The 14,617-nt window shown below is 64.0% G+C and carries 17 protein-coding genes and 1 tRNA gene; 15 read left to right on the top strand and 3 right to left on the bottom strand.

What is annotated here, in order from left to right:
* Positions 1–14: 14 nt before the first annotated feature.
* The 11 genes from cmk to ACNQS7_RS04485 all read left to right on the top strand — a co-directional run bounded on the left by cmk (position 15) and on the right by ACNQS7_RS04485 (position 8,142).
* Positions 15–689, top strand: coding sequence for a (d)CMP kinase (gene cmk / locus ACNQS7_RS04535; protein ID WP_418015878.1), 675 nt, complete (start codon positions 15–17; stop codon positions 687–689).
* Positions 686–2,086 carry a ribosome biogenesis GTPase Der gene (gene der / locus ACNQS7_RS04530; RefSeq protein WP_055578053.1) on the top strand — a complete coding sequence of 467 codons (1,401 nt, stop codon included), beginning with the start codon at positions 686–688 and terminating at the stop codon, positions 2,084–2,086. The genes cmk and der overlap by 4 nt, the downstream gene beginning before the upstream one ends.
* Positions 2,087–2,245: 159 nt before the next feature.
* Entirely contained in the window at positions 2,246–3,046 is an 801-nt protein-coding gene (locus ACNQS7_RS04525) for an SDR family NAD(P)-dependent oxidoreductase (protein WP_418011609.1), read from the top strand.
* On the top strand, positions 3,040–3,945 hold the full coding sequence (locus ACNQS7_RS04520) for a 3-hydroxyacyl-CoA dehydrogenase family protein (protein WP_418011608.1): 906 nt from the start codon (positions 3,040–3,042) through the stop codon (positions 3,943–3,945). The genes ACNQS7_RS04525 and ACNQS7_RS04520 overlap by 7 nt, the downstream gene beginning before the upstream one ends.
* Positions 3,946–3,947: 2 nt before the next feature.
* Entirely contained in the window at positions 3,948–4,778 is an 831-nt protein-coding gene (locus tag ACNQS7_RS04515) for a cyclase family protein (protein ID WP_055578050.1), read from the top strand.
* A gap of 2 nt (positions 4,779–4,780) precedes the next feature.
* Positions 4,781–5,131 (top strand): cupin domain-containing protein, encoded by a 351-nt coding sequence (locus tag ACNQS7_RS04510; protein WP_418011607.1) that lies wholly within the window; start codon positions 4,781–4,783, stop codon positions 5,129–5,131.
* Positions 5,128–5,958 (top strand): 3-keto-5-aminohexanoate cleavage protein, encoded by an 831-nt coding sequence (locus tag ACNQS7_RS04505; RefSeq protein ID WP_418011606.1) that lies wholly within the window; start codon positions 5,128–5,130, stop codon positions 5,956–5,958. The genes ACNQS7_RS04510 and ACNQS7_RS04505 overlap by 4 nt, the downstream gene beginning before the upstream one ends.
* On the top strand, positions 5,955–6,734 hold the full coding sequence (locus tag ACNQS7_RS04500) for an IclR family transcriptional regulator (protein ID WP_418011605.1): 780 nt from the start codon (positions 5,955–5,957) through the stop codon (positions 6,732–6,734). Before ACNQS7_RS04505 ends, ACNQS7_RS04500 begins: the two co-directional genes overlap by 4 nt.
* A gap of 10 nt (positions 6,735–6,744) precedes the next feature.
* A complete protein-coding gene (locus tag ACNQS7_RS04495) occupies positions 6,745–7,212 on the top strand; it encodes a lipocalin-like domain-containing protein (RefSeq protein ID WP_418011604.1) in 468 nt (155 codons plus the stop codon).
* A gap of 75 nt (positions 7,213–7,287) precedes the next feature.
* Positions 7,288–7,361, top strand: a tRNA-Pro gene (locus ACNQS7_RS04490).
* A gap of 151 nt (positions 7,362–7,512) precedes the next feature.
* Positions 7,513–8,142, top strand: coding sequence for a hypothetical protein (locus tag ACNQS7_RS04485; protein WP_418011603.1), 630 nt, complete (start codon positions 7,513–7,515; stop codon positions 8,140–8,142).
* Positions 8,143–8,214: 72 nt separating this feature from the next.
* On the opposite strand, the gene ACNQS7_RS04480 is transcribed toward ACNQS7_RS04485, so the two are convergent.
* The 3 genes from ACNQS7_RS04480 to ACNQS7_RS04470 are packed head-to-tail and all read right to left on the bottom strand — an operon-like array spanning position 8,215 to position 9,199.
* Entirely contained in the window at positions 8,215–8,532 is a 318-nt protein-coding gene (locus tag ACNQS7_RS04480; protein ID WP_418011602.1) for a tyrosine-type recombinase/integrase, read from the bottom strand.
* Positions 8,520–8,846 (bottom strand): tyrosine-type recombinase/integrase, encoded by a 327-nt coding sequence (locus ACNQS7_RS04475; RefSeq protein ID WP_418011601.1) that lies wholly within the window; start codon positions 8,844–8,846, stop codon positions 8,520–8,522. The genes ACNQS7_RS04480 and ACNQS7_RS04475 overlap by 13 nt, the downstream gene beginning before the upstream one ends.
* Positions 8,846–9,199 (bottom strand): hypothetical protein, encoded by a 354-nt coding sequence (locus tag ACNQS7_RS04470; RefSeq protein ID WP_418011600.1) that lies wholly within the window; start codon positions 9,197–9,199, stop codon positions 8,846–8,848. Before ACNQS7_RS04470 ends, ACNQS7_RS04475 begins: the two co-directional genes overlap by 1 nt.
* Before the next feature lie 187 nt (positions 9,200–9,386).
* On the opposite strand from ACNQS7_RS04470, the gene ACNQS7_RS04465 reads away from it, so the two are divergent.
* The 4 genes from ACNQS7_RS04465 to ACNQS7_RS04450 all read left to right on the top strand — a co-directional run bounded on the left by ACNQS7_RS04465 (position 9,387) and on the right by ACNQS7_RS04450 (position 14,544).
* Complete coding sequence (locus ACNQS7_RS04465) at positions 9,387–9,593, top strand: hypothetical protein (RefSeq protein ID WP_418011599.1); 207 nt, start codon at positions 9,387–9,389, stop codon at positions 9,591–9,593.
* A gap of 781 nt (positions 9,594–10,374) precedes the next feature.
* Positions 10,375–12,618, top strand: coding sequence for an McrB family protein (locus ACNQS7_RS04460; RefSeq protein ID WP_418011598.1), 2,244 nt, complete (start codon positions 10,375–10,377; stop codon positions 12,616–12,618).
* Positions 12,593–13,789 (top strand): McrC family protein, encoded by a 1,197-nt coding sequence (locus tag ACNQS7_RS04455; RefSeq protein WP_418011597.1) that lies wholly within the window; start codon positions 12,593–12,595, stop codon positions 13,787–13,789. The genes ACNQS7_RS04460 and ACNQS7_RS04455 overlap by 26 nt, the downstream gene beginning before the upstream one ends.
* Before the next feature lie 14 nt (positions 13,790–13,803).
* Positions 13,804–14,544, top strand: a complete 741-nt coding sequence (locus tag ACNQS7_RS04450; RefSeq protein WP_418011596.1) for a DUF4268 domain-containing protein — start codon at positions 13,804–13,806, stop codon at positions 14,542–14,544.
* The last annotated feature ends 73 nt before the right edge of the window (positions 14,545–14,617 follow it).

The following is a 14,617-nucleotide window of genomic DNA, read 5'->3' as shown; positions in this document are numbered from 1 at the left end:
ACTGGGGACCGGGTGTGGTTGTGGCCATCGACGGTCCGGCCGGCACCGGAAAGTCCTCGGTGTCAAGGGGATTGGCGCGCGGCCTGGGGGCGCGGTTCCTCGACACCGGAGCGATGTACCGGATGGTGACGCTGGCGGTGCTGCGTGCCGGTGTCGATCCCGGCGATGCCGCGGCCGTCAGCGAGATCGCGTCAGGCGCCCGGCTTTCGGTCGGTTACGACCCGGACGCAAACAGCTTCGCCCTTGCTGGAGAGGACGTTTCGGCGGAAATCCGGGGTGACGACGTCACCAGGGCCGTGTCCGCGGTATCGGCCGTGCCGTCCGTGCGCACCCGACTGGTCGATATTCAGCGCCAGATGGCCGACGGCCCGGGCACGATCGTCGTCGAGGGACGCGACATCGGGACCGTGGTTTTCCCTGATGCGCCGGTCAAGATCTTCCTCACCGCCTCTGCCGAGACGCGCGCACAGCGCCGCAACGCCCAGAACATCCGGGCCGGACTGGCCGATGACTACGAGGCCATCCTGGCCGATGTGCGGCGCCGCGACCACCTTGACTCCACCCGTGCGGTCTCGCCGCTGAGGGCTGCGCCGGACGCGATCGTGGTCGACACCAGCGACATGACCGAGGCCGAGGTGATCGCTCACCTACAAGAGTTGGTAACCCAGCGAAGTGGGGCAGTGCGATGACCGAGGACGGTACCTGGTCTGACGAAAGTGATTGGGAGCTCACTGATTTCGAGTCAGACGAGCTGAACGAGGCCGGTCCGGCGCCCGTCGTGGCGATCGTCGGGCGGCCCAACGTCGGAAAATCGACACTGGTCAACCGGATCATCGGCCGGCGCGAGGCGGTGGTGCAGGACGTCCCGGGAGTGACCCGGGACCGGGTGTCCTACGACGCGCTGTGGACTGGGCGTCGATTCGTCGTGCAGGACACCGGCGGATGGGAACCCGACGCCAAGGGCCTGCAGCAGTTGGTGGCCGAGCAGGCCTCGGTGGCCATGCGCACCGCCGACGCGGTGATTCTGGTGGTGGACGCCACGGTGGGCGCGACCGCGGCCGACGAGGCCGCCGCCCGCATCCTGCTGCGGTCGGGCAAGCCAATATTCCTGGCCGCCAACAAGGTTGACAGTGAGCGCGCCGAATCCGACGCCGCCGAGCTGTGGTCGCTGGGCCTGGGCGAACCCTATGCGATCAGCGCCATGCACGGCCGCGGCGTGGGTGAGCTGCTCGACGCGGTGCTGGCCGCGGTGCCCGAGGTCTCCGAAGTGGCCTCGACCGGAGGTGGTCCGCGCCGGGTCGCCCTGGTCGGCAAACCCAACGTGGGCAAGAGCTCGCTGCTGAACAAGCTGGCCGGTGATCAGCGCTCGGTGGTTCACGACGTCGCGGGAACGACGGTCGATCCGGTCGACTCGCTGATCGAGCTGGGCGGCAAGGTGTGGCGGTTCGTCGACACCGCCGGTCTGCGCCGCAAGGTCGGGCAGGCCAGTGGTCACGAGTTCTACGCCTCGGTGCGAACGCGTGGCGCCATCGACGCCGCGGAGGTGGTGATCATCCTGATCGACGCCTCCCAGCCGCTCACCGAACAGGACCTGCGGGTGCTGTCGATGGTGATCGAGGCCGGGCGCGCTCTGGTGATCGCATACAACAAGTGGGACCTCGTCGACGAGGATCGGCGCGACCTGCTGGACCGTGAGATCGACCGCGAGTTGGTGCAGGTGCGCTGGGCGCAGCGGGTCAACATCTCCGCGAAAACCGGCCGGGCGGTGCAGAAGTTGGTGCCGGCGATGGAAACCGCGCTGGCGTCGTGGGACGCCCGGATCCCCACCGGCCCGCTGAACAGCTGGATCAAAGAGGTGGTGGCCGCCACACCGCCGCCCGTGCGCGGTGGCAAGCAACCGCGCATTCTGTTCGCGACGCAGGCCGCGTCCCGGCCCCCCACGTTCGTGTTGTTCACCACCGGGTTCTTGGAAGCCGGCTACCGACGGTTCCTGGAGCGGCGACTGCGCGAGACGTTCGGGTTCGAGGGCAGCCCGATCCGGATCAACGTGCGAATGCGCGAAAAGCGCGGCGCCCAGCGGCGCTGACGCTGCGCTCTCAGCCTGCTCGCAGCCCAACTCCCGCAATGCGGGCATAGAAAGCTACATCACAAGAATGTGTCGTTGACATGCGTCGATAGTGCTTCTTACTATTTCTCGTATAGCGGATATTAATAACCGCATCGTGGGATTAGTGAGGAACTCGGAATGACGACGCAAGAGGCGCTCAGCAGCATTCAGACGCGATTCAGCGTTCGCGACAAGTCGATAATGATCACCGGCGCCACCGGTTCGCTGGGCCGAGTCGCGGCGCGAGCCCTCGCCGACGCGGGAGCGCGGTTGACCCTGGCCGGCGGCAACTCGGCCGGATTGGACCAACTCGTGGACGACGCGGGCATTGACGGTGCCGTCCTGGTGCCGCGCCGTCCGGAAACTCCCGCCGACGTGCAGGCCATGGTCGAGGCGGCCGTCGCTCACCATGGCCGGTTGGACGGAGTGCTGGTCGCCTCTGGCATGAATTACGTCGCACCCATCACCGAGATGGCCGTGGACGACTTCGACAACGTCATGCACGCCAACGTGCGGGGGGCCTGGCTGACCTGTCAGGCGGCCGGACGGGTCATGCTCGAGCAGGGCCTGGGCGGCAGTATCGTCCTGGTGTCCTCCGTACGGGGCGTGCTCGGCCACCCCGCGGGCTACAGCGCCTACTGTCCGTCCAAGGCGGGAACCGACCTGCTCGCCAAGTCGCTGGCCGCCGAGTGGGGCGCTGATCGTATTCGGGTAAATGCCCTGGCGCCAACGGTTTTCCGGTCTGAACTGACGGAGTGGATGTATGCCGACGACGAAAAGGGGCGCAAGACACGCGAAGCCATGTTCGCCCGAATTCCGCTGGGCCGCTTCGCTGAACCCGAGGACTTCGTCGGCGCCCTGATCTACCTGCTCAGCGACGCCTCCAGCTTCTACACCGGCCAGGTGATGTATCTGGACGGGGGATACACCGCATGCTGAGATCGCACGGCTTCGCCCGCGCGACCGTCGTCGGTGCCGGTTTGATGGGCCGTCGCATCGCGGGCGTGCTGGCGTCGGCGGGACTAGATGTCGTCATCACCGACACCAACACCGAAATCTTCGATGCCGCAGCCACTGAGGCGCGCGAAGTGTCCGGTGCAGGGGGCGGTTCGGTCTCTGCCGTCGGCGATCTGGCCGCGGCGGCGCGGGATGCCGATCTGGTGGTCGAGGCCATCGTGGAAAACCTTGCGGTCAAACAGGAACTCTTCGCACGCCTGGCCGGCCTTGCGCCCAACGCCGTTCTGGCGACCAACACTTCGGTGCTGCCGATCGGCGCCGTCACCGAGCGGGTCGAAGACGGCAGCCGCGTGATCGGTACCCACTTCTGGAATCCGCCCGACCTCATCCCGGTGGTCGAGGTGATCCCCAGTGAGCGGACCAGCCCCGACACGGTCGAGCGGGTCATCGCTCTGCTGACCGAGGCTGGCAAGATGCCGGTGCGGGTCGGCCGCGACGTCGCAGGCTTCATCGGCAACCGGTTGCAGCACGCGCTGTGGCGCGAAGCGATGGCCCTTGTCGCCGAAGGCGTTTGCGATGCCGAGACGGTGGACCTGGTGGTGCGCAACACGATCGGGCTGCGGCTGGCCGCCCTCGGTCCGCTGGAGAATGCCGACTACATCGGTCTGGACCTGACGCTGGCCATCCATGACGCCGTCATCCCGAACATCAACAGCGACCCGCATCCCAGCCCGCTGCTTCGCGAGCTCGTCGAGGCGGGCCAACTCGGAGCCCGCACCGGCCGGGGGTTCCTGGACTGGCCCGAGGGGGCGCGAGAAGAGACGGCCGCCCGGTTGGCCGGGCACATCAATCGGCAACTCAACACAGAAAGGACGTTGTAGTCATGGAATTCACCTGGCCCCTCGGTAAAGCCGAGTCAGCCCTGGAGTTCTACGACCTGTCGCACCCGTGGGGGCACGGAGTGCCCGCGTGGCCGTACTTCGAGGACGTCAAGATTGAACGGCTGCACGGTATGGCGAAAAGCCGTGTGCTGACCCAGAAGATCACCACCGTCATGCATTCCGGTACGCACATCGACGCGCCCGCGCACGTGGTCGAGGGAACCCCCTTCCTCGAAGAGATCCCGCTCAGCGCGTTCTTCGGCACCGGGGTGGTCGTCTCGATTCCCAAGGGCAAGTGGGGCGTCGTGACCGCCGACGACTTGGAGAAGGTCACTCCGGAGATCCGTCCCGGTGACATCGTCATCGTCAACACCGGCTGGCACCACAAGTACGCCGACAGCGCCGAGTACTACGCGTACTCGCCGGGTTTCTACAAGGAGGCCGGCGAATGGTTCGCGGCCAAAGGCGTCAAGGCGGTCGGCACCGACACCCAGGCGCTGGACCATCCGCTGGCCACCGCGATCGCCCCGCACGGCCCGGCGGAGGCCCAGGGCGGTCTATTGCCCTGGGCCGTCAAGGAATACGAAGAGCAGACCGGCCGCAAGGTGCTCGACGACTTCCCCGAATGGGAGCCCTGCCACCGAGCCATTCTGTCCAAGGGCATCTACGGCTTCGAGAATGTCGGCGGGGACCTGGACAAGGTCACCGGCAAGCGGGTCACCTTCGCGGCCTTCCCGTGGCGTTGGGTAGGTGGCGACGGCTGCATCGTGCGGCTGGTCGCGATCGTCGACCCGACCGGGGGTTACCGCATCGAGACGGGTGAGGCGGCCTGAGCATGAACGTCACTCGTGTGTGCGACGCTCCGACATATGTGGCACCCGCGCACCACCACGTGTGCACCTCGCGGTTGCAAGGTCTGGAAGCCGGTCCCAGCGAACGATTCTGGGTCGGGGTGTCGCTGTATCACCCCGGCGGCATGGCCGAAAAGGCTGCTGCCCCAGCGGAAACCGTCTACGTCGTGCTCGACGGCGAGTTGGTGATTCACACCGAAGAGGGTGAGACGGTATTGGGCCGGCTCGACAGTATGCACCTTCCCAAGGGCGAGACGAGGTCGATTCTCAATCGTTCGGACCAGGAAGCACTGCTGCTGGTTACCATGGCCCACCTGGACGGGGAGGACTCGTGAGCGTCCTGTTGACGGTGGCGCCGACCGGGCCCATCGCGACCAAGGCCGACAACCCCGCCCTGCCCACCACTCCCGAGGAGATCGCGACCGCCGTCGAGCAGGCCTACCACGCCGGCGCGTCGGTCGCCCACATCCACCTGCGCGACGAATACGAAAGGCCCACAGCCGATCTGGTTATCGCGCGGCGCACGATGGATCTGATCGCCGATCGTTGTCCGATCCTGATCCAGATGTCGACCGGAGTCGGCCTCAGCGTGCCGTTCGAAGAACGGCAGAAGCTGGTGGAGCTGCGGCCGCGGATGGCCACGCTCAACCCGTGCTCAATGAGCTTTGGCCGCGGGGAATTTCGCAACCCCCCGGATGCGGTGCGCCGGCTGGCCGGTCGCATGGCCGAGCTGGACATCAAGCCCGAGCTGGAGATCTACGACACCGGCCATCTGGAGGCCTGCCTGCGGTTGTGGGCCGAGGGACTGCTGGCCGAACCGCTGCAGTTCAGCATCGTGCTCGGGGTGCAGGGTGGGATGGCCGCGACCGCCGATAACCTGCTCACCATGGTGCGCCGGCTCCCCCCGGGGGCGATCTGGCAGGTGATCGCGATCGGCAGGGCCAACCTGGAACTCACCGCGATGGGTCTGGCGCTCGGCGGCAACGCCCGGGTGGGGCTGGAAGACACGTTATATCTGCGCAAGGGTGAGCTGGCGCCGAGCAATCTGGCGCTGGTGTCCCGCACTGTGCGGCTGGCCCATGCCCTGGACCTGCCGCTGGCCTCTGTGGAAGAAGCCGAGGCTGTGCTGCAACTGCCGGCCGGGAGAGGAGTGCGGGCATGACAGTCGCGCCGGAGACTGCGGAAGTCCGCAGCGGTGGCATTCAGGTCATTGCCCGGGCCGCCGAGATACTGCGGCTGCTGCAGTCGCATCCGGGTGGCTTGAATCAGGCCGAGATCTGCGAGCGGGTCGGGATGGCGCGGTCGACGGTGAGCCGGATATTGAACGCGTTGGAAGACGAAGGGCTGGTCGCGTCGCGCCGGGGAGCCCGGGGACCCTACCGATTGGGCCCGGAGATCGCGCGGATGGCCAACACGGTGCGCCTCGGGGTGGTCACCGACATGCACCCGTTCCTGACCGACCTGTCGCGCAGCCTGAACGAGACGGTGGATCTGTCGATTCTGGACGGCGACCGCGCCGACTTCATCGATCAGGTCGTCGCGCCGCACCGCCTGCAGGCGGTGAGCGCGGTGGGGGAGACGTTCCCGCTGTACTGCAGCGCCAACGGCAAGGCGCTGCTGGCGGCGCTGCCCGCCGACCAGCTGGCACAGGCCATGCCCAAGCGGCTGGTGCAGCTCACCCCGAACACCATCACCGATCAGGCCGCTCTGCGTGACGAGCTGGATCGGGTCCGTGCCGATGGCGTCGCCTACGACCGCGAAGAGCAGACCGAAGGCATCTGCGCGGTAGGGGCGGTGCTGCACGGCGTGAGTGACGTGCTGGTGGCGGTCAGCGTGCCGGTGCCGGCACAGCGCTTCTACGGCCGCGAGGCCGAACTCGCCCAGGTGTTGCGGGCGTGGGTCGCAAAGGTCGACACCCGGTCCCGCGTAAGGTATTGAGGAGATTTAGATGTCAAAATCATTGCGCGACAGTCTTGTTGGAGCCTGGCGGCTCGTTTCTTACGTGGAGCGGGACAGCCCCGACGGGCCGGCCAGGTACCCGCACGGCGAGGATGCCCAGGGCCTGATCATGTACACCCCGGACGGGTTCATGTCGGCGCAGATCCAGTCCTCGGGGCGGCCGGACTACGACCGCCCGGTGGCCAGTGGCGGCACCCCGGAGCAGGCGGCCGCCGCAGCGCTGGGATACCTGGCCTACAGCGGGCGGTACTTCGTCGATGAGCAGACCGGTGACATCCGGCATCAGGCGACGCTGTCGTTGGTGCCGAACTACCTGGGTCAGTTCCATCTGCGCCACAGCGACCTCGACGGCGACCGGCTGACCCTGTCGTCGGAGTTGGCCCTGTCCGATGGGCGGACGGTGTACTCCTCGCTGCTGTGGGAGCGGGCTGCGGCTTCCGACGCGCAGGTGGCCTAGGTCTGGCGTTTCGGGTGGCTGCGGTAGGCTGTCGACCTGCTGTTGGTTCACGGATGTTTCAAGGGCCGGCAGCACCGGGCTGTGGCGCAGTTTGGTAGCGCACTTGACTGGGGGTCAAGTGGTCGCAGGTTCAAATCCTGTCAGCCCGACGCAGGTCAGGTGGTACTTTTCGCCTCCGTGGATGTCTAAATCCGCCGTCTTACCCAACCGCCGTACCCAAACCGGCCCGGTTAACCCCTGTCGCCAGCAAATCTGATCAGGGCACTATCGGACCCTCGCTCCTCGGCCTATGCTGCTGCGGTGGGGACCGGCCAAAACCAAAACTTCTGGCAAACCTTCCCGTGGGGCCTGATCTCCGTCATTATCGCCGCTGTGGCTCTCGGGGTGACTATCGTCATCTTCTTCAAGACCCGCAAAAGGAAGACTCTCGACTATAGCTTGGTAGATGACGTCAAGATCCTTTCGGATCGCCTCAGCGGTATTCGAGGCGATATCGTTGTCACCGTTGGCGGCAGCGCAATTAAGGATCCTCGTATCGTCACGGTCCGGTACATGAATACGGGAAATCAGGAAATACTAAAGTCCGACTTTTTGGCCAACAGCATCACCACGACAGATGCATCTGGCACTGTCAACTCACAACTTGCCGGACACTCCGAGCACATAGCCGTTACCGAGTCGGGCGTGGTGCCCCACAAGTCCTACCGTGCTGATTGCCTTAACCCGGGCGACTACCTCGAAATCCAATACATCTTGGACATGGATGGGATCGACAGCGATGCACCGTTCGCGCCTGTCTGCAGGATCAAAGGTGCGACGCGTCCAGCGAAACTGATCGAACCTCGATTCACTAGAGAAGAGCTTCTCAAGGCGCTGAGACGTGCGCTGAAGGCAAGTACGGGGCCAACCATTCCGTTTCCCGGCTTTTGAGTGCCCTTAACTGATTGGTTCGTGTACGAAGTTTCCGCGGATCCTTTAAGCCCGAGCGCGCCACTTAGTCCGTCAATCGCGGCACGCGTGGTCGCGTCCGACGTGTGCCCGTAGATGTCTCCGGTCACGCCTGATCGAGCTGTGCCCGAGCAGGTCAGCAACCGCCTTGATATGCACGCCCGATTCCAGCCATGCCACGGCTGCCGAGTGCCGCAGCGTATGCACACCGATGTCCTCGACACCCGCCTTGGCGGCGGCGATCTCTACCGCTCGCAGGAGGTTGCGCGGATCGACCGGCTTGCCGAACTCTGTCGTAAACACCAGGCCGCTATCGGTCCACTGCTCCCCAGCATGTAGCTGTGCGGCCCGCTGAGCCTTCAGCAGCCCCACGACGGGTAGCTTGACAGGGGGACCGTACGCCGGGAGCGCTCTGTCTTTGGTTCGGTGACCGTCAGCCCTTTGCCGATCCTCCCGACCGTGGCCGCCACCCTGAGTGACCCGTCTCTGAGGTTCACGTGCTCCCAGTGCAGCCCGAGCGCTTCACCGCGGCGCAGCCCCGTGGCTGCGATCAACACCAGCACCCGGTAATAACGCAGGCCCTCGGCGGCCTTCAGGACGGCGGAAACCGTGTGGGCATCGAGGTGCTTGGCCTCGCGCTTGCGCACGGCCGGGCGCTTCACCAAAGTGTAGGGATTGCGGGCCATCAACCCGTCCACTTGCCCGAGCCGGTGCCGGTGGTGAGGACGTAGGACTCGCGGCGGTTGGCGATCTCGAAGGCGTCGGTCTGGTGCCGGTGGTAAGTGATCTCTTTGCCGGTAGGGTCTCGGAAGATGTCCGTCGCCTCCGAGTCGAGAACGCCATTGGCGACCAGTTCGCTGACCGTCCCGCCAGACTCGAACGCCGGATTGAGCGCGAGCCACGGCTCCGGCCAGAGCAGACCGTCAGCGATCTCCTTCTCGACCTTGCTGCGGATCTGGTCGTCCTTGATCTCCAGGAAGCCCTTGACGAAGTTCTCGTAGTCGTCCAAGACCTCGTTCAGGACACCGAACGCGTCCATGCGGCGGCCCCCTTTTCGCCATAGTCAAACACCAAACGAAACTGACGTTACTTTGTGAGACCGACAGTGAGGGGGATTGTCACTCGGGCGAGTGGCAAGTTGCGATGGGCATCGATTCTTGGCCAGTCAAGCAGGGTGCGGTTCCGACTGACTTTCGGTCCGCGCCGAACCTGAGGTAACGATCAAGATGGACCGCGCGTTCATGCTGAAGTGCGTAAAGGACTACCGCAACAAGCCATGGTTCAAGCGCCGCGAATGGGCAGACTTGCGTTCCGATCCCAGCGTCGTGGACATGATCAAGGCGATTCAGCCGCTCATGGGTCCGGTTCAGGAAAGCTGGACAAGGTGTTATATCCGAACGTCGCCGAGGATGCTGCAACCGTCCGCGAGCTGATCGACCGATTTTCGATCAGGCGCGGCAGGTACTTTCTGCAAACCGGCCCTGACTTCGCGCCAGTTAGCTCCGCCCCGAACACCTCTCGCCCCGCGTGTGCTCCACTTCGATATACATTTTGACCCCCACGAGGTCTAGAGCTTTTCATCGCTATGCCGGTATCGCGGTGGGGTAAACGCTGCACGCGTGCGAAACGCGCCACGGACGAAAGCCAGCGTAGCGAGCGTCAGAAAGTCGGTAATGTTGGCAGGATCACCGCCGGGCGCCTATAGATGGACGGGCCTGTCGAGGGTCTGCAAGGAACTCGGCAGAATCGACTACAAACCGATTGCCGCCGTATAAGCGGCAACGGCTCGTGCCCGACCGCCACCGCCACCGCCACCGCCTAGCCTGTCTCGCGCGGCTACCGGCGCAGTGCGTGTGGACGGGGGCTGGCGTCACTCTTCTCCCGCTGCGGCGGGATGGGCCGGCCGAGAATATGCCCCCGGAACGCCACCGCGCCGAAATGGGCGGCCGTTGGGCCGCGATTAACAGCCCGCAAGCTGTCATCGATCACCGGTATCTTGCATCGGGTGAGCTCAGCACGGGTCGGGACCGACTGGATTTACGGTTGATGCAGCCTCAGTGGTCGGCATGGCGAGGGACCTGTTATCGATCTAGAGGGGACGATGAACGTCATCCGGGTACATCAACAACTGATGGATGACTACCGCTCGGTCAGCACCAGTGCGGTAGAACCGCTCGATACGAGGATCCTTCAGCACGTCGAGGGAGCAACGCGATGACCGCTGTAGAGGTCGGGACATTCGCTCGTGAGGCCGCAGTGGGGGTTGAGAAGATCGGGCGGCGACTGATCGATTCGGGTCTCGGCAAGGACGATTCGCTCCTCACTCCCGGACAACCGATCTGGACTGTAGCGAATCTCGATGAACTCACGGCGGACTACGTCGATCGACCTGATGCCGGGCCCGGAGGCTTCTTCGAGAAGCTGGAGCATCAGCTGGCCCACTCTTCGCCGGCCGCAGTGCAGCTCTTCGCTGAACTCCTCATCCTGAACACTCTCCCGATCACCAATCTGGGCGGCACGTTGAAGGTCAAGCAGGTGGAGAATGTTCTTAACATGAGTAGCGCTCCGGTAACGCTGCCGGAAGACGTTGAGGCCGCATTGTTGGGCGGTGGAGTATTCAATGGCGGCCAGGCCTTTACCACTTACCGGTGGGCACAGATCGTCTACCTCATCCAGTTCGCCCGCCACTTCAAGTCGCTGCCTGAACAGCGCCAGGTCGACACCTTAGCCGAACCGTTGATCTTCCGCGAAGAAGTCAGTGCTGTTCCGACCGGCCAGGCAGCCCAACGGCAATCGTTGCTGTATTTGGCATTCCCGCACTTCTATCTGCCCATCGTGAATATTGACCATCGCAAGGCGCTCCGCGACGGACTCGCCGGAAAGTACCTCGCCACTCTGTCCGGCGACCTCGACACCGACATCGCCCAGATCTATGAAGCGATCACCGAGGCCGAGGGCGGCCATGTCGATCTTTACGCGAAGCCGTGGATAGAGCGTTGGTTGAAAACACCTGGGCCGACCGTGCAGCATGCGTGGAAGATTCACGGTTCAAACGTCAAAGGCCGAGATATGGTGCCGATCTGGCGAAGCAAGCAGTCGGTGTCGCTGGCGGCGAGCCTGCTACGGCAGGTTGACGCCGACGTCACGCGCGATGAACTCAAAGAATTCGTCGAAGCGGATTACAGCTCCTCGGGCTATGCCGCTCGTCAAGAGAAGTTCGACGAGTTCTTTGCATTCCTGGAGCGGATGCACCCCGGCGATCTGATTGTCACGGTGAGCCAGGGTGCTGTCCATTTTGGCTCCATCACGGGTCCCGCTGAGTTCGTCGCGAGTGGCGATGGCAGATCCAACCTGCGCCGGCCGGCGAAATGGTTCGATTATCCCTGCACGTGGGCCGATCTCCCCGACGATATCGCCGCGCGTCTGAACGTGCAGGGCGAGGTTCTGGACCTGAGTCAACACCTGGAGACGCTTACCGCGTTGGCGGAACGTCGTCCGCGACGGACACAGTCCGGAGCAGTTCATCTGCCGGATGCCACGAACGAATTGGCGGAGCGGCTCCACGTCGGCGTCGATTGGCTGCAGGACTGCATTGACCTTCTGCGGGAGCGTCGCCAACTCATCTTCTACGGACCACCGGGGACTGGAAAGACCTACATCGCAAGGGAACTCGCCGGGCATCTGACCAACAAGTCGAACGTGAAGCTGGTCCAGTTCCACCCGGCCTACTCCTACGAAGACTTCTTCGAGGGTTTCCGGCCACAAGGCGAGGCTGGTGGACAGATCGGGTTCACATTGAAGGCCGGCCCGCTGCGGTCACTGGTCGACAAGGCCGCCGACAACCCGTCTGCCGCATACGTTCTGATCATCGACGAGATCAACCGCGGCAACCTGGCCAAAATTTTCGGAGAGCTCTACTTCCTGCTGGAGTACCGAGACCAGGCGATCGACCTGATGTATTCGTCGGACAGTTCCGAGCCTTTCTCACTTCCGAAGAACATCTTCGTGATCGGGACCATGAATACCGCTGACCGTTCCATTGCCCTCGTGGATGGCGCACTGCGGCGCCGATTCGCGTTTCTGCCACTGCACCCGTCCGAGGAACCCACTCGCGGGATTCTGCGGAGTTGGCTGGCCTCCAAAGGTCACCCGAGCACACTGGCCGATCTGCATGAGGAACTGAACTCGCGGATTGCCGACGCTGACTTCAAGATCGGGCCGTCGTACTTCATGCGAGAGCGGATCGCCCACGACCCCACGGGTAAAGCGCTGGAGCTCATGTGGCGCACCGACATACTGCCGCTGCTTGAGGAGCATCATTTCGGCGATCGCAACGTCCACGTCCGCGCCCGATACGGGCTGGACGTGCTCATGAAGAGCATCTCTGCGAATACCGCTGCGGTACTTGAGGTCAATGCCGAATCGAGTGACGATGCCGGAACCGTTGGTTCTGATTGAGGGTGGAGAGGCCCAGACGGTGAGGCTGTCAGTCGCGGAGTTCCGAGCGCTGACGGACCTGGGGATTGCGGTGGTCACCCGGACGTTCGACGACGGTCTGTTCGACGTGGCCGCCGGACGGAAGGTCGGTGCCGTCACCATTGGCGGGCGCCAACTTGTGATTCGGCCGAAGATCACCGACTTGAACCGTCTGTTGTTCTTGCTCGGATACGCACAGAACCCGCAGATTTGGCGCGACGACCCGGTCGCGTTGGAGGCCGCCGACGACCTACTACCCGCTGTCGCTGAGCCCTTCGCGCGTTTTGCCGTCCGTGCCGTCGAGCAAGGACTGCTGCAGGGATACCGGACGATCACCGACACGCTGCCGGTGCTGCGCGGGCGCATCCTGGCTGGCGAGCAGATGAACCGACTGTATGGGCTGCCGGTTCCGGTCGCGGTCGAGTACGACGACTTCACGGTGGACATCGCCGAGAACCAACTCCTGGCGTTAGCCACACTGCGGCTGCTGACCGTCCCGCGCATCAGCGAGCGCGCGCGCAGGCAGTTGCAGCGCCTTCGTCGTGCACTGGCTGATGTCTCGATACCCGCCCGCGGCACCCAAGTTCCGCGATGGCAGCCGAGTCGGCTCAATGCCCGCTATGAGCCGGCCCTGCGTCTGGCTGAGATCGTCGTGGCCGCAGAGTCTTTCGAGCACCACCTCGGCGACGTCACTGTGAGCGGCTACATGTTCGACATGTGGCGCGTCTTCGAGGACTTCGTCACTATTGCCCTGCGCGAATCGCTCACGGCGCGTGGCTGGCACTGCGACATACAAGCCGCACTCCATCTAGACAATGAAGGCCAGGTGGACATGCGGCCTGACCTGCTTTGCCACCGACACGGATCACCGGCGGCCGTGGTCGATGCCAAGTACAAAGCAGAACGCCCGGAAGGCTTTCCGAATGCCGATCTGTATCAGATGCTGGCGTACTGCACGGTTCTCGGACTCGCGGAGGGGCATCTTGTTTACGCGAGGGGCAACGAGCCGGTGAGCATTCATACCGTCCAGAAGGTCGGGGTCACAATCCACTGTCATGCACTGGATTTGACTCTGGAGCCAGACGATCTGCTCCGGCAGATCGACGGCCTTACGCGCACAATGACCCCTGTCAACCTTCTCGAGCTCAACTGATATAGGAGGCACCATTGGCAGAAGGAACTGGCGCTCGACTCGACACCGTCGACATCGCGGATGGCTCGGGGTGGCAGGTCAATTCAATGCGAGAACTAGATGTTTTCACCAAGGGCGCCGTCACCATCGAAGTCCGCTATTCCGGGAGCGATGACGTCGAAAGCGCTGTCAAGCGCAGCGCGAGCGGTGACCTCGACATTGTTGGGGAGCACACGGCCGGGAAGGTCGACCAGCTGCGATCATGGCTGACCGGTCGGAACGACTATCGAGAGCACGCCGCGGCGGTCATCACTCCTGGTCCGGCTATCGAACGATCCCAGCTCTACTCGGAATTCTGGCGACAGTTTCGTAACCGCGTGGCCACCGAACACCCCGACTGGAGGGCGCGTGCAGGCACGTCGAGAACCGCGCCGAATGCCACCCTGCCCGAAGGTACGCCCCGGACCTTTTACTGCTCGGCTTTCAAGCCTGGGCCCTTGCGTTTAGAGCTGGCATTCGGACATCCCGACCCGGCGGTCAACCTCGCCCGCTTTAAAGCCTTGCAGGCAAAGAAGGACCAGTTCGAAAGCGCAGTGGGCGAGCGCGTGGTGTGGGACGAGATGCCTGGCAAGAATGACACTCGCCTGTACGTCGTGTCACCGTTCCACAGCGTCGAGGATCGCGATCAATGGCCAGCGATGATGGATTGGCTCATGGAATGGCACGTACGCTTCAAACGAGCAGTTCAAGCGGTCGGCGGTCTCGATGCCGGGTAAACGACGCGCAGGTCTTGACGATTCCTTCATGCCGGGCCGACGAGTACCCATCAACAGGACAGGAGGGCACACT

The sequence above is a fragment of the Mycobacterium sp. 23 genome, assembly GCF_048287075.1.
GTDB classification, from domain to species: domain Bacteria; phylum Actinomycetota; class Actinomycetes; order Mycobacteriales; family Mycobacteriaceae; genus Mycobacterium; species Mycobacterium gordonae_B.
This window is presented reverse-complemented; position numbering and strand designations above follow the sequence as displayed.

Coding starts and splice junctions, on each gene's coding strand:
- der (WP_055578053.1), top strand. CDS start 686: ATGACCGAGGACGGTACCTGGTCTGACGAAAGTGATTGGGAGCTCACT.
- ACNQS7_RS04525 (WP_418011609.1), top strand. CDS start 2,246: ATGACGACGCAAGAGGCGCTCAGCAGCATTCAGACGCGATTCAGCGTT.
- ACNQS7_RS04520 (WP_418011608.1), top strand. CDS start 3,040: ATGCTGAGATCGCACGGCTTCGCCCGCGCGACCGTCGTCGGTGCCGGT.
- ACNQS7_RS04515 (WP_055578050.1), top strand. CDS start 3,948: ATGGAATTCACCTGGCCCCTCGGTAAAGCCGAGTCAGCCCTGGAGTTC.
- ACNQS7_RS04510 (WP_418011607.1), top strand. CDS start 4,781: ATGAACGTCACTCGTGTGTGCGACGCTCCGACATATGTGGCACCCGCG.
- ACNQS7_RS04500 (WP_418011605.1), top strand. CDS start 5,955: ATGACAGTCGCGCCGGAGACTGCGGAAGTCCGCAGCGGTGGCATTCAG.
- ACNQS7_RS04495 (WP_418011604.1), top strand. CDS start 6,745: ATGTCAAAATCATTGCGCGACAGTCTTGTTGGAGCCTGGCGGCTCGTT.
- ACNQS7_RS04475 (WP_418011601.1), bottom strand. CDS start 8,846: ATGGCCCGCAATCCCTACACTTTGGTGAAGCGCCCGGCCGTGCGCAAG.
- ACNQS7_RS04470 (WP_418011600.1), bottom strand. CDS start 9,199: ATGGACGCGTTCGGTGTCCTGAACGAGGTCTTGGACGACTACGAGAAC.
- ACNQS7_RS04465 (WP_418011599.1), top strand. CDS start 9,387: ATGGACCGCGCGTTCATGCTGAAGTGCGTAAAGGACTACCGCAACAAG.
- ACNQS7_RS04460 (WP_418011598.1), top strand. CDS start 10,375: ATGACCGCTGTAGAGGTCGGGACATTCGCTCGTGAGGCCGCAGTGGGG.
- ACNQS7_RS04455 (WP_418011597.1), top strand. CDS start 12,593: ATGCCGGAACCGTTGGTTCTGATTGAGGGTGGAGAGGCCCAGACGGTG.